Origin of the sequence: Legionella dresdenensis (assembly GCF_042649825.1) — a bacterium.
Classification (GTDB): domain Bacteria; phylum Pseudomonadota; class Gammaproteobacteria; order Legionellales; family Legionellaceae; genus Legionella_C; species Legionella_C dresdenensis.
This window is the reverse complement of record NZ_JBHSAB010000023.1, coordinates 223,994-237,475: the sequence shown is the minus strand read 5'-3', so window position 1 is coordinate 237,475 and position 13,482 is coordinate 223,994. Positions and strand designations below refer to the sequence as shown.

Below are 13,482 nucleotides of genomic sequence, written 5' to 3'. Positions count from 1 at the left end.
AATAGGGTTGTTAATGACTAATATATATGAACTATCAGCTACTGATATCCTTTGTAAAATAAATTCTGGTGAATTTCGTATTTCGGAAGTTGCAGAATCATTCATTAAACGAATTAATGAAGTAAATCCATTAGTAAATGCATTACAGCAATTTGATTCTGAAAAAATTTTATATGATGCTTTCAAAAAGGACCTGGCATTTTCTAAAAAAAAGATAGCTGGTAAGTTATATGGTTTACCAATATCTATTAAGGATGCTTTTCATGTTAAGGGTTTTATTGGTAGTAAGGGATGTAAAGGTTTATATGATGCCGTATCTACCTTCGATGCAACAGCTGTTTCTCGTTTAAGAATGGAAGGCGCTGAGATTTATGGAATTACAAATACTTCAGAACTTTTGTTATCATATGAGTCTGACAATTTGGTATATGGTAGAACAAATAACCCATATGATTTAGCTAGAACAGCTGGTGGTAGTAGTGGCGGACAAGCTGCTATTATAGCTCTCGGCGGATCGCCAGTTGGTCTGGGAAACGATGCTGGTGGGAGTATTCGTCAACCTGCTCACTATTGTGGTATTTGTGCACATAAGCCAACCCATGGTTTTGTTCCAAATACAGGAAATATTCCTGTTGATGGTTTTGGTATTGGATCCCAATTAGTTTCAATAGGTCCCATGGCTAGATATGTCGAAGATTTAATAATGATGATGGATATTATATCTGGACCAGATGGAGTTGACCCTCATACAGTGCCTGTTCAATTTCCAATTACACAGAATATTAATTTAAAGAATCTCAGAGTTGCTTATTTTTATGATAATCCTGCAGGGACTTTGCCTACAAGGGAAACTGTTAAGGCCGTTGACTCTGTGGTCGAGTTGTTAAAACCTTATGTCCATACCATAGTTGAAGCATATCCTTCGGCATTAGACAATGTTTATAGGCTCCATTATGAGACTTTTATGTTGGGAGGTGATGGGGGAAGAACCTTATTACAATATATCAAAAGTTTTAAAAATAATCAGGTTTCTCCTCTTACTCTTGAATACCTTGAACTATCAAAAAACTGTATATTTTCCATATCCGATTTACGGCAACGATTCGCTGAGTTAGAGCGATTTCGTTATAAAATGATTTCATTTATGAACGATTATGATTTAATAATTTCACCGGTTACAACCACTCCTGCTCGCTATCATGGAGAATCATTTGCTAATGTTCGTGATTTTGGTTATATTACAGCGCATAATTTGACAGGTTGGCCAGCTACCGTTTTACCTTGCATATATTCAGATTTGGGATTGCCTATAGGCGTTCAATTAATAAGCCAAAAGTGGTTGGATCACATACCGCTAGGTGTTGCCTTATTTTTACAAAAAAATATAGGTGTATTTTCTATACCAAAACTGTAATTAGCTGATGTGGTCTAATGGATTTGGACACACCAGTTAAGTTTATTATCTCTTAACTGGTGTGTCCAAATCCATTAGACCACATCATATTGGAGAGACAATAATGATAGGCGATTTTATGCAGTGTACGGTTTTGGGTTTTAATGAAGAGCAGATCAGGCTTGGATTTAGTTGTATTTTTGATGATATACCAATACAAACAGAAGAAGATTTTTTAAAGGTTCAGGAAGAGGATTGATATATTTTCAAAGTAACTTGTTCTGAGTGCAGAGATAGATAAGCTGGGCCATTCTTTCTAAACCAGCTCTGATGCTGGCTGAGATAGAAAGAGGCCTTATATAGCCGGCTCTATTTTAAATAATTACCTAAATAACAGGTTAAAAAAGAGCTCCATGAGCAAAGCACCATACCCCAAAGCCAATCCAACAGCCCTATGCCTACGGGAAAACTCTTAAAAATCGCAAGGCAGGTAAAATCATAGATCCCATAAATTACTGCGCCAAGAATGGCTCCGTAACAAGCAGCCCAGTAAGGTGAATTATTAGCTAAAGGAATGATGAATACGACAACACTTAAAGCAAACAATAAATACACCATGAGCGCTGCCCACCAAAACCAGGATAACTGTTGTTTTTCCAGCAGATAGAAATGAAGACGTAGTTAAATCACTGACTCAAGCAGGCATCCATTTAGAGGAAATTGGATTAAAATACGTTTTAGTACGAACGCCTTTACAGATCAGAAAAAGCCTGGATGCATTATGTAAAAACAAGCTGATTAGTGAGGATTTTTTTAGAGAAATAATAACAAATTATCCGGATGGTTGTGGCGGAAAAACGAGGTTACGTCATCCCTTCTTTCATCGTCCTTCATCTGTAAATTATGACAAAAAGCAGGAAACAGTTAGAACTATACAACAATATAATATTTGAATTTTAGCTTGTGCTTTGTTGCGGGTTTTACTTTTAAAGTCAATGCACATAGAGAAAATAATTTTATTAAGAGTTGCAGCTCAGATTCAGTCTGGGATATTTATAAAGAACTTTTGGGACGTTGCCAGTCAAATCGTCTCTATTTGGATTTTTTTTAAGTCATGATATGGCAAGCAGATGCTCTTCATTATTGTTTTTATATTGATAACCGTCTAAATTTGGATTAAAATAAGCAATTTAAAATCATATTGATTTTTATTATGCCAAAATATACTTGCTCCACAGAGGACGAGGATTCAAGCTATGAAAGCGATGATGACACCACCTATTATCCTGTAGACACTGCTCAATATAAGTTAGTCGAATATATCCAAAACACGAGTTCTAACAGATGCATTCAAATCCAACCCACGCTAAAAGGTTTAAATTATTTTTTAAGTGATAAAAATAAGATTCAATCTGGTCATATTGCTTTTGAAGACCTCTCAACCGAAGTAGCTAATCTACAGGATGCAATTATCAATACAGCTTGGTTTAAAACGCACTCAAAGAAAATTATTGATATTATTTTAAACCGTGGCCATGGAAGGAAAGGGTATCTTGCGACAGGAACTTACTCTGTTGCCAGACTATTTTCGCCAAAAACGCCTGACAAGCGAGACAATAGAAAAACTAAAGTGGTATTAAGTCCTGTTAAATGTGATTACAGAGAAAGCAGAAAAAAATATCATTTTTTTGAGAGTCTATATCCACAAGAACGAAGCTTTTATCTGGAGGACCGTAGTAAAGAAACTTATCGCATGGTCTTGCCCTATATTCCTGGCACGCTATATGGCGATTTGTCTCCCGTTACTGATTTTATTGAGCAAATCAAATTATTTTTGGCAACAGTAAAAGCTTTAAAAGAGTGTCATTCGAAAAAAATAATATGCCTTGATTTAAATCTTTATAATATAAAATACTTGGTCCCAACCAATAACAAGGATATGGGATGCAGTTACTTAATCGATGGAGGTTTTTCAAATGCATCAGACCAAATCATCGATACTGAGTTTTTCAAGTGTGAAACACAAGAAAAAATAGCCCAACGCATTATTCAATGTGATCATATTGCTCCAGAGTGCTGGTATATTAATACAGCGCCTACCGCTCAAGAAAGTATGGATATATATTCCATGGGGAAAATATTAACAAAAATTTTAACCCCACTATCACCTGAGCTAGCTCCGCTCATAGAAGGATGTTGCCAAATAAAACCAGATGATCGCTATAAATTAGATGCACTACAAAGCAATCTTGAAGATTTATTACAAAACCACAAAACATACTCACTTTAGATGCTAAGACTGGTTCTATAAAATTTCAGGGTAGCCCCAGATCTGTAATTTAACCCATTGATGCACTTGCTTGGCTTCCGCTTTGCACCACGCATATGCGATCTTGGCGATACCAAACTAGCCGTCGTGTTAAAAAACTGGCCGGCACAAAAGTCCTCATAAACGGCGCAAAGCTAATTAATATTCTCTTAATACTACATTGATAAGATGATTTTGAACTTTACAACCGGAGTTTAATATGAGCATACCTTACATAGATCCAAGCATCTTCCCGGAAATATTGTTGTTCGCAGGTGGAGGAGCGATGGGTGATTTGATTTTAGATTTTGAATTAAGAAAAGGCTCTACTACAGCTGTCAATGACACTAAACCTTTCTATGGGTTCTTCCAACCTTGCAAAGACTCTGGTGATACCTTCAGGAAAATCGTGTCACCAATTACCGCGCCTCTGGTTTTTAGCTTAATGGTCGCTGTAAAGCTTGTTGAATTAGTAATTGATACAGTTGCTATACTTCTGTCTGTATTAACCGCAAATCGCAAAGCTGTCAAAGATTCTGCCATCAAAACTGGTGTAGATTTATTAAAAGGCTTGGTCTATGCCTTTGCCGCAGTTACAAGCCCACTGGTCAACACCGTTGATGTGGTTGGTTCGGGTATTAATTCGCTCTTATCCAGTGAAAGCTGCCAAACACCATCACCTCAAATATCTTAAGCCTAATAGAAAAAAAGCGCTTTTAATAAGCGCTTTTATAGTTAAAGCGGGGTTAAATTACAGATCCGGGTCAAAGCGAACCAGCTCTTTAAATGGCAAAAAATAGCATTCCTGAGCGATACAAAGTCTATATGTTGTTTATAATGAAGGTAAATTCAGTTTTTCAGATAGTTATTGTCAATGACTAATTAGGGCGTGATTATTTTATATCAAGGTTGATGAACTGGAGTCTATATCCAATTCGGGATTATTTGCCAGGTTTTCACCCGTCTGATTTAGCTCACCTTGCAACATTTGCTCCCCTACATTTTTAAGATTGTTAATGAGTGAGATCATATGTTTCCGGGTGATGGCGTCATTGCCGGCTTCTCTGGTTGCGCTCCATGATTTGATAAATGAGTTGGTATAACCGCAGGTGGGGTAGTAGAGTAATCGGAATAGGGCGATCATAAAGCCAGAAAAATAGTATTGCAATCGGGGAAAGCGGATTGTAGCCTGTTGGGCGGCTCTTGCATATTCGTTCAAATTGCGATTAGTAGGGTTAGTAACTACTTCAGGTGTCATGCTGACTATCTCAAGCAATAAGCATTTTCCGCTGACTTTGTTTTTATTTTGTTTATTTAAATCTTCTATTATCGATTCTCCGTATTCCAGCATTTGAGCCATATTTGTTTGTACTTCAAGTCCTTTACTGATAGCTTTTTTATTATTGCTATTTTTTATTTTTTGCAATTGTGCGCTGCATTGTTGAATACGCAAAGGCAGCAGCTCTTCAACCCTTTCAGGAGGGCAATTAAAATCGCGCCAGGTAATCAGCCATTTCAGTTGAGGATTTTTTTCAATTGAGTCGTAATTAGTATTGACATAGGAGTTGATAGCATTCCAGACCAGATTGATATGATGGTTCATGCCTCGGCCTTTCACAACAATTGCCGCAGCATGCAAGCCTCGTTCAAACTCCTCTCGGGTTAAGGGTTCGTCTGCTTCAATTGATTTCATCAAATTGTAATAGATTGAAGAAGAGGCGGCTCTGTCGATTGCGTCTTTACAGGAAAAGTTAAACCCGTCAGGATTCAGGGTTCTGATAATATAATCTGGCAAGGCAAATTTGGTAAAATCTACCCAGATTGCCTGACAATCGGCACGGCTTAACAAATTCTGATTGCTTAAGCCCATCCGGGCGATGCTATTGTTCAGCAAATTCTGCAGAATTTCTAATTCAACTTGAGGTGAATAATCATCATTCTCATCACAAAATAATAATTTTCTGGCTCGTGGACTAATATAAAAATCGTTTGCGCCAAATTTTGAGGTATTTCTCTGATAGGCAATATTTATAATGCGGTTAAATTCGTTCTGGAAAGGAATCTCTTTTTTTGTACTAAAACAATGTTCTTCACTCATAATGCCTTTATCGGCAGGTAGTGTAATTACCACAAGATTCGAGAACTTTTCTTCCAGGCGATGCAATACTGTACTTAATTTTTTCTCTTTTGACCCTTCGATATCATGGTGCTCGCGATCAAGCCCAAGATTATTAAAATAAATATGTGAAATTTTAGTGGGTACGGCATTTTTTCGCTGAATATCAAGCCAGGCTATAAATAACGGGCTTACACGCTCCTCTCCATTATGACGTTGGCCTTGAGTGCCAATACGATACTCAATGGGTTTTTGTTGGGTTTTGTAGCGGTAATTTTTGATAGTCGGCAAGCTGGTTGTGTGTTGCGGTTTAAAATTTGGCGATACCAGGGACCTGAACCGCCCGCTTAGCGAACCGGCATCAGCAGGTGAAATACTATGTTTGTTTATGCGAACGCCATGATCTGCAATAGCGCGGGAAATAGTATTAGTAAGTCTTTGGTTTACAGGGCGGTGTTCCTGGATAACCTCCTTCAGCGTGTCATAAGCAAGCTCAAGAATGTCGTTATTATTGTTATAGATTGAGGCAATAAAATTTTCAAGGATGCTATGTTCTGATGATTCGCGGCTATTTTGATTGGTCAACTGGGAAATAATGGTTTCCTTGTATACCGCTTCATTGGGTTTTTTAGCTGTGCCTGGAATAAAAAGAGTTATATTTTCTTCAACATATTCGTTAATTCTCTTATAAAGATCGGCATAAGCGTGATCAGCGTGGTATTCCGCATCAACCAGGACACGGTATAATTCGTCGCAAAGTTCGGGATCTTTAGCTTGAAAGCGAGATAAAATTACATCAGAAGGTTTAACTTGTATGTGGTTACCCTTCTCGGAAGACGAATCTTGCTCAGCCATGACCCATGGAATAGTCAATTGGTGAATAAAGCGCCAGCAATTCTTATTGTGCAGTTTCTCACTGGTAATTTTCCTGTTTGGGGGGCTAGACCGATTAACCATACAAGTTCCTGTATTTGCTTACTTCTATAGTTTACTTGAAAATTATTAAGAAATTATGATGTAATTCAGTTATTCTAGTATATTTTTTATCGATTTGGTATTTTAGTTAGATTAAATTCATCTGGCATTGGATTTCCGCCTGTGCGGGAAGGACATACCCGGTATTAGTCTGCGCTTTAGAGGTTTTTTATTTGGACTCACTAATTCAAAATACACACCCGGAATGGCATGCCATGCTTAAAAATGCGCTGGGTTGTATGGATGCCGCTTATTTAAGCGAACTGGTAACTCAAAAGGATTGGCTGCCGGGTTATAATAATCTGTTTGCAGCATTCAGCCAGCCGCTGTCTGCAACCCGGTATATTTTACTGGGCGAATCACCTTACCCCAGACCGCAGTCGGCCAATGGTTATGCCTTTTGGGATGAGGCAGTGACCAGCCTCTGGAGCGATAAAGGATTTAGCAAGGAAGTGAACCGGGCAACGTCTTTACGCAACATCATGAAAATGCTGTTGATTGCCCGTGGTGATTTGCGTGACGATTTATCACAAAGCGCCATTGCCCAGCTTGACAAAGCGCCTTACTGTAAAACAGCCGAGCAGTTTTTTCGCGCTATGATCCGCAAAGGGTTCTTATTATTAAACGCCACCCTTGTTTTCAGAGTTGGCGAAGTGAAATACCATGCCAGACACTGGCGGCCATTTATGACCAGTTTATTTTTGCAATTAAGCGCCCTTGAGCAGCCTATCCAGTTTATTCTGTTTGGCAAAATAGCGGCAGAAGTGCCGGAGGCAAGATTGTTCGAGTGTTTAATCGCCGAGCATCCTTATAATTTAAGTTTTATTACCAATCCCGTAGTGCTTGAGTTTTTTAAGCCACTGGATTTATTGAGTTGTCATCATGACTAAATCAACTATTGATAATCGGGAAATTGCCAAATTTGCCAGCCTGTCCGAACACTGGTGGAACAAGCATGGCGCGTTACGAACTTTACATGATATTAATCCGGCACGCCTTGATTTTATATCCCGGTATGCTGCTTTGGCTGGCAAGAGGGTATTGGATGTCGGATGCGGTGGAGGTATTTTAACAGAAGCGATGGCTAGTACCGGTGCCATAGCAACGGGTATCGATGCCGAATCAGAAGCGATTGCGGTTGCAGACAGGCACGCTCAAAGTGTTGGAATTACCATTGATTACTCATGCACGCCTATCGAGGATTATGAGGCTGCTCCTTATCCCGTAATAACCTGTATGGAAATGCTTGAGCATGTGGCCTGTCCGCAGGAAGTAATCAATCATTGCGCCCGGTTGCTGCAAAAAGATGGGTATTTGTTTTTATCTACAATTAATCGGAGCTTCCAGGCTTATGTATCAGTTATCGTTGCTGCGGAATATGTGATGAATTTGTTACCGCGCCAGACTCATGATTACAATAAATTTATCAAACCGGCTGAGTTGGCAAGAATGGTCAGAGCGGCAGGGCTTGAAGTTATTGGTATGCAGGGGATTTCCTATAATCCGTTTACTCACACCGCTAGTCTGCAGGATTCCGTGGCTGTTAATTATTTATTGGCTTGCCGCAAAGGGTAGGTATGGTCCAAATTTGAATTCTTAATGTAGGTTGGGCTGTAAAGCCCAACATTCGATTTAAGCGCTGATTATTTCTTCTTTTCCGCATATCGCTGTTGATATCTTTGATAGGCATATTTTGCCTGTTCTTCAGTCACCACATCCACCTCATTGCCATATAAGTCAATTCGGGCAGTGTTGGCTTTCTGACAATTCAAATAAGCAGGTGAAGAGCTATAATAGCTTAAGCCTTCGCGCAGGGATTTTTTGCTGAAAGGGGGTTCTTCAAGACGATCATAGAACTCGGCAATTTCATCGAAAATCCCAATCTGCAATGGTTTTACCTGACTCCCTTTTTTAAAAAAGGCATTGGGGAAGTGTTCAATAAGCCAGTCAATAATAATTTGTTTATCTTTCTTTGCTGAAACGTTTTGTTGACTCATTTATGTCGCCTTTATTCTACAAATATTGGCTATAAATTATCATAATCCCGAAGATAAGCAAGCCTTGCCCTTTATTGGGTTAATTTCCTGCATTTCATCACTAAAACCTTGATTACGCTGTACTGCAGCAAGGCTGCATTCTGCTTGGCGCACCCCAAGAGATTTCTCAATTCAATAGAAGAAATCTGGAGAAATCGCTTGTGCAAACTGCTCTTTATTTTTCAATTCATTGATTTTAAAGGAAAATTTAATTTTATGCTTAAATGTAAAGCTTAATTGATGGAGTTTTAGCAGCTTGCAGATCCACGATTCACTTGCTAAATTCTAATCATGGACTTCAAAGGATCTGAGGTCTTACAAATGGATTTGTAATCATATGGAAATGATACGTGTCAAGGAAGATATTCAGGACAGGACGTTCTGAAATTGGAAGACTGCGAAAAAAGCCAAGGCCTAAAAACCTTGGCTTTTACTTTTTATGCGACTGCGTAGCCTGAATGGCTGAGATAATATTTGTCAGGATAATAAGCAAAAACAACAGAACCGCCTTTGATAGTGTTAATTACCGGTTTTGCAAGAGTTTTTGCAATCGATGGGCATCCCCAACTGCGACCGGCACGGCCTGCTTTACGGATAAAATCGGGCTCAACATACCAGGCGCCATGAATAACAACCCGACGGTTGTAAGCGTTGTCATTAATGCCTTGTTCCAGACCTTGTAAATTCAATGCCAAACCTTTTGAACCGATATAAGTATCGCGGGTAACGTAAGTTCCAAGACTGGTTTCTTTACTGGAAGCCTGATTGGAGAAATGGCGTGGAATATCCATGCCTGAATTTCTACCGTGGGCGACATACGTGTTATAGAGCAGTTTTTCTTTGCTGATATCAAAGATCCACATTCTTTGTTTTGATGAAGGCAGTGAATAATCAATCACTGTTAACATCGGCTTTTTCACATTGCCTTTTATAGATGCTTTATTATAAGCATTTAAAGCCAAAGTAAGAACTTGTTTATTGAGTTGTGGGGCTTTTACGCTAAGGTGCTGAACCTGGACTGAAACATTGGGATCGGTATGGGTTGCGGTTGGCACCGGAGAATTCGTCGTACTGCCTGAAAAAATCAGCGCAGAAAGGATGCTTAAGATTTTGCTCATTTCTCCATTCTCTCCTTTTTCTTGGTTAATTGTTTAACAAAGGCTGGTTATTATATTTACAATTGCAACAAATGTAAAATCACAAGAAAGATGATTGGTCAGGAGATGGATTTATTAAGCATTTCAAAAGGTTAATGGTTAAATGCTTGCCGTTCAGGCCGTTTTTCAGGGTGTTTTAGTGCAAAATTTATACAAAAATAGGCTAAAAAAAGCCATTTTTTAGTAAGAAAAGTTATCAGTTAGATAAAAAAACGGCTAATTATCGGCATCTAAAGACGAAATAATGCGGCGATTCTACACTAAATATTTCAATTCGCAAGGTTCTGAATTATTATCTTTGGATACCTATAAATGGAGAGTAAAAATGCTGGAACGTTACGCAACGCAACTTCCACAGGGCACTCGCGCAGTCATTAATGATGCTTATCGCATGAATGAGCTGACTATAATGACCATGCTGATCGAGAAAGCCGGTTTACCCGATGAAACATTGGCCAAAACCCGTGCTAAGGCAACTGCACTGGTTGAGCAGGTGCGTAATGAACGCAGGCGTAGCACTGGTATAGATTCTTTTTTAACAGAATATGCGCTGTCCAGTGATGAAGGCATTGCATTAATGTGCCTGGCAGAAGCCTTATTACGCGTTCCAGACAATGCGACCATAGACAGCCTGATTAAAGATAAATTGACCTCGGCTGACTGGAAAGCGCATCGTGGACAAAGCGACTCGTTTTTTGTTAATGCGACCACCTGGGCATTAATGCTGACTGGTAAAGTGCTGACCCCTGAAAGCGCTGATTCTTTGTTAAGCAAGGCCGTACGGAAATTAATTAACCGCAGCGGGGAAGGGGTTGTTCGCAAGGCTGTAGAAAAAGCGATGCGGATTATGAGTAAGCAGTTTGTCATGGGACGCACTATTGAAGAGGCGTTAACCCGGGCAAAGAAAAAAGAAGCAATTGGCTATCGCTATTCTTATGACATGTTAGGAGAGGCCGCACTGACCAAAGCGGATGCTGCCCGTTATCTGGTTGCCTATACCAAGGCCATTGAAGCCATTGGCAATAAGGTTGATAAAAACACGACCATTTATCAACGTCCAGGTATTTCTATTAAACTTTCTGCTCTGCACCCGCGTTATCAGGAGGCGCAAAAAGCACGCGTTCTCGAAGAATTGCCGCCAAAACTGCTGGCTTTAGCGCAAGCTGCAAAGAAGTACGATATTGCACTGACAATTGATGCTGAGGAATCAGAGCGGCTTGAATTATCACTGGATGTTATCGAGCGCGTATTTAATGACGATAGTTTAAATGGGTGGAATGGTTTTGGGATGGCGGTACAATCTTACCAGAAACGTGCTTTTTATCTTTTGGACTGGGTAGCAGAACTGGCTCGGAGAAAGAAACGCCGCATGATGGTGCGGTTAATTAAAGGCGCATACTGGGACAGTGAAATCAAAAAAACACAAATGCAAGGGCTTGGTGATTATCCGGTTTTTACCCGCAAGGTTTTTACCGATGTCTCTTTTCAGGCCTGCGCCAAAAAGCTGTTGACGATGACGGATGTGATTTATCCGCAATTTGCAACGCATAATGCATATTCCGTTGCCATGATTTTAAATCTGGTTGGGAATTACCGTGATTTTGAGTTTCAATGCCTGCATGGTATGGGCAAAGAGCTTTATGAACAAATCGTTCCGGCAAACCGTTTTGGCATTCCATGCCGCATTTATGCGCCTGTTGGCAGCCATGAGGATTTATTGCCCTATCTGGTACGCCGATTATTGGAAAACGGCGCCAACTCCTCTTTTGTAAATCGTATTGTTGATGAAAAAGCGCCCATTGCCGAATTGGTCGAAGATCCAGTAAGCAAGGCCAGTCAGTTGTTAAGCAAGATTAATCAGAATATTCCCTTGCCGGCCTCTATCTTTTTGCCTGAGCGTCAGAATTCTGCTGGTTTGGATTTGACTGATCGGGCGGTAATTGCAGAGTTAAAACAGCAATACAGTGAAATGACTTTAGGCGGCTGGCAGGCTAAACCCATGATTGCCGGTAAAGAAAAAAGCCAGATAGGACGCAATGTTGCCTCACCCCAGAAAACCGAGCGGATCATTGGCCAGGTTGCTGATGCTTCGCCTGATGATATTGAAAATGCCCTTACTTATGCCCAGAAGGCGTTTAAAGAGTGGAGTAATACGCCCGTTACAGACCGAGCCGCCTTGCTGGAGCGTTTTGCTGAATTGCTGGAGGAAAATACGGCTACTTTACTGGCGATGACATGTCTGGAGGCAGGCAAAAGCTGGAGCGACGGTGTTGCTGAAGTTCGGGAAGCGGTTGATTTTTGCCGTTATTATGCGGCTCAGGCAAATAAATTAATGGCAGAGCCAATGCGTTTACACGGTTATACGGGTGAGCTTAACGAACTATCACTGCATCCCCGAGGTACGGTACTTTGCATTAGTCCCTGGAATTTCCCGTTAGCGATTTTTACCGGCCAGGTTGCAGCAGCGCTGGTCACAGGTAATTGCGTGATTGCCAAACCAGCGGAACAAACACCCTTAATTGCTGCGTTTGCAGTAAGTTTAATGCATAAAGCCGGTTTTCCCGCTGGAGCTATTCAGCTGTTACCGGGTACTGGTGAAGCGGTTGGCGCACCATTAGTTGCCGACCAGCGGATTAAAGCCGTGGTGTTTACCGGTTCGACTCAGACAGCTAATTTAATTAACCAGACGTTGGCGGCAAGAGGGGGAGAGATTATACCTCTGGTGGCCGAAACCGGTGGCCAGAACGCTATGATCGTCGATTCCTCTGCCTTGTTGGAGCAAGTCGCGATGGATGCCTTGACTTCTGCTTTCGGCAGCGCCGGCCAACGCTGTTCCGCGTTACGTGTGCTCTATGTTCAGGAAGAAGTATACCCACGCATGATTGAATTATTAAAAGGGGCAATGGCAGAGTTAGAAATAGGCGATCCGCAATGGCTGGCTACTGATATTGGGCCAGTTATTGATGAGGAAGCGTTAGCTGGCTTAAAAGCCCATGTTACGGCAATGGCACAAAAATTTGATATTATTTATCAATGCAATTTGCCGGAAGAATGTGACTCAGGCTATTTTATGGCGCCAGTAGCTATTGCTATCGATTCAATAAAATCTTTACCACGCGAAGTATTTGGTCCTGTGTTGCATGTTGTCAGCTATAAACGGAAAGATTTGGATCAGGTAATTGATGACATTAACAATACAGGCTACGGCTTGACTCTGGGAATTCACAGCCGGATCAATCAGACCGTGGAATATATCCGCTCGCGTATTCATGCAGGTAACTGCTATGTTAACCGCAATATGATCGGTGCGGTAGTCGGATTGCAACCATTCGGCGGAGAGGGCATGTCCGGAACTGGTCCCAAAGCAGGCGGGCCTTATTATTTACTGCGCCTTTGCCACGAAAGAACCTATACTGTTGACACCACGGCCGCCGGAGGAAATGCAAGCCTGATGTCATTACCAGAAGGATATTAATAAAATGTCTATCGTTGAAGCT

Annotated in this window: 11 protein-coding genes; 7 read left to right on the top strand and 4 right to left on the bottom strand. The window is 40.6% G+C overall.

The window, feature by feature from the left end:
* The first annotated feature begins 13 nt into the window (after positions 1–13).
* Positions 14–1,414, top strand: a complete 1,401-nt coding sequence (locus ACFORL_RS10185) for an amidase (RefSeq protein ID WP_382343657.1) — start codon at positions 14–16, stop codon at positions 1,412–1,414.
* A 103-nt stretch (positions 1,415–1,517) separates the two neighbouring features.
* The gene (locus tag ACFORL_RS10180; protein WP_382343655.1) at positions 1,518–1,652 is read left to right on the top strand and encodes a hypothetical protein; all 135 of its coding nucleotides are present in this window, start codon (positions 1,518–1,520) and stop codon (positions 1,650–1,652) included.
* A 110-nt stretch (positions 1,653–1,762) separates the two neighbouring features.
* On the opposite strand, the gene ACFORL_RS10175 is transcribed toward ACFORL_RS10180, so the two are convergent.
* Complete coding sequence (locus ACFORL_RS10175) at positions 1,763–2,053, bottom strand: DUF2177 family protein (protein ID WP_382343694.1); 291 nt, start codon at positions 2,051–2,053, stop codon at positions 1,763–1,765.
* A gap of 553 nt (positions 2,054–2,606) precedes the next feature.
* On the opposite strand from ACFORL_RS10175, the gene ACFORL_RS10170 reads away from it, so the two are divergent.
* Positions 2,607–3,683 (top strand): hypothetical protein, encoded by a 1,077-nt coding sequence (locus ACFORL_RS10170; RefSeq protein ID WP_382343653.1) that lies wholly within the window; start codon positions 2,607–2,609, stop codon positions 3,681–3,683.
* Between the two features lie 238 nt (positions 3,684–3,921).
* Complete coding sequence (locus ACFORL_RS10165) at positions 3,922–4,395, top strand: hypothetical protein (protein WP_382343651.1); 474 nt, start codon at positions 3,922–3,924, stop codon at positions 4,393–4,395.
* A gap of 204 nt (positions 4,396–4,599) precedes the next feature.
* Here the strand turns inward: ACFORL_RS10165 and ACFORL_RS10160 are convergent, their stop codons facing one another.
* Complete coding sequence (locus ACFORL_RS10160; protein WP_382343649.1) at positions 4,600–6,774, bottom strand: hypothetical protein; 2,175 nt, start codon at positions 6,772–6,774, stop codon at positions 4,600–4,602.
* Positions 6,775–7,007: 233 nt separating this feature from the next.
* Here ACFORL_RS10160 and ACFORL_RS10155 point away from each other — a divergent pair, with 233 nt between their 5' ends.
* Both ACFORL_RS10155 and ubiG read left to right on the top strand, forming a co-directional pair.
* Positions 7,008–7,682 carry a uracil-DNA glycosylase gene (locus ACFORL_RS10155; protein ID WP_382343692.1) on the top strand — a complete coding sequence of 225 codons (675 nt, stop codon included), beginning with the start codon at positions 7,008–7,010 and terminating at the stop codon, positions 7,680–7,682.
* Positions 7,675–8,367: a bifunctional 2-polyprenyl-6-hydroxyphenol methylase/3-demethylubiquinol 3-O-methyltransferase UbiG gene (gene ubiG / locus ACFORL_RS10150; RefSeq protein WP_382343647.1), complete on the top strand. Its 693-nt coding sequence runs from the start codon at positions 7,675–7,677 to the stop codon at positions 8,365–8,367. Before ACFORL_RS10155 ends, ubiG begins: the two co-directional genes overlap by 8 nt.
* A gap of 68 nt (positions 8,368–8,435) precedes the next feature.
* On the opposite strand, the gene ACFORL_RS10145 is transcribed toward ubiG, so the two are convergent.
* Both ACFORL_RS10145 and ACFORL_RS10140 read right to left on the bottom strand, forming a co-directional pair.
* Positions 8,436–8,789 carry a ProQ/FINO family protein gene (locus ACFORL_RS10145; protein ID WP_382343645.1) on the bottom strand — a complete coding sequence of 118 codons (354 nt, stop codon included), beginning with the start codon at positions 8,787–8,789 and terminating at the stop codon, positions 8,436–8,438.
* 476 nt (positions 8,790–9,265) lie between these two features.
* Positions 9,266–9,946, bottom strand: coding sequence for a murein L,D-transpeptidase catalytic domain family protein (locus tag ACFORL_RS10140; RefSeq protein ID WP_382343643.1), 681 nt, complete (start codon positions 9,944–9,946; stop codon positions 9,266–9,268).
* A gap of 364 nt (positions 9,947–10,310) precedes the next feature.
* Here ACFORL_RS10140 and putA point away from each other — a divergent pair, with 364 nt between their 5' ends.
* A complete protein-coding gene (gene putA / locus ACFORL_RS10135; RefSeq protein ID WP_382343641.1) occupies positions 10,311–13,460 on the top strand; it encodes a bifunctional proline dehydrogenase/L-glutamate gamma-semialdehyde dehydrogenase PutA in 3,150 nt (1,049 codons plus the stop codon).
* Positions 13,461–13,482 lie beyond the last annotated feature (22 nt).

Bases quoted from the DNA above. Each gene is read 5' to 3' on its own strand.
- ACFORL_RS10185 (WP_382343657.1), top strand. From the start codon at position 14: ATGACTAATATATATGAACTATCAGCTACTGATATCCTTTGTAAAATA.
- ACFORL_RS10180 (WP_382343655.1), top strand. From the start codon at position 1,518: ATGATAGGCGATTTTATGCAGTGTACGGTTTTGGGTTTTAATGAAGAG.
- ACFORL_RS10170 (WP_382343653.1), top strand. From the start codon at position 2,607: ATGCCAAAATATACTTGCTCCACAGAGGACGAGGATTCAAGCTATGAA.
- ACFORL_RS10165 (WP_382343651.1), top strand. From the start codon at position 3,922: ATGAGCATACCTTACATAGATCCAAGCATCTTCCCGGAAATATTGTTG.
- ACFORL_RS10160 (WP_382343649.1), bottom strand. From the start codon at position 6,774: ATGGTTAATCGGTCTAGCCCCCCAAACAGGAAAATTACCAGTGAGAAA.
- ACFORL_RS10155 (WP_382343692.1), top strand. From the start codon at position 7,008: ATGCTTAAAAATGCGCTGGGTTGTATGGATGCCGCTTATTTAAGCGAA.
- ubiG (WP_382343647.1), top strand. From the start codon at position 7,675: ATGACTAAATCAACTATTGATAATCGGGAAATTGCCAAATTTGCCAGC.
- ACFORL_RS10145 (WP_382343645.1), bottom strand. From the start codon at position 8,789: ATGAGTCAACAAAACGTTTCAGCAAAGAAAGATAAACAAATTATTATT.
- ACFORL_RS10140 (WP_382343643.1), bottom strand. From the start codon at position 9,946: ATGAGCAAAATCTTAAGCATCCTTTCTGCGCTGATTTTTTCAGGCAGT.
- putA (WP_382343641.1), top strand. From the start codon at position 10,311: ATGCTGGAACGTTACGCAACGCAACTTCCACAGGGCACTCGCGCAGTC.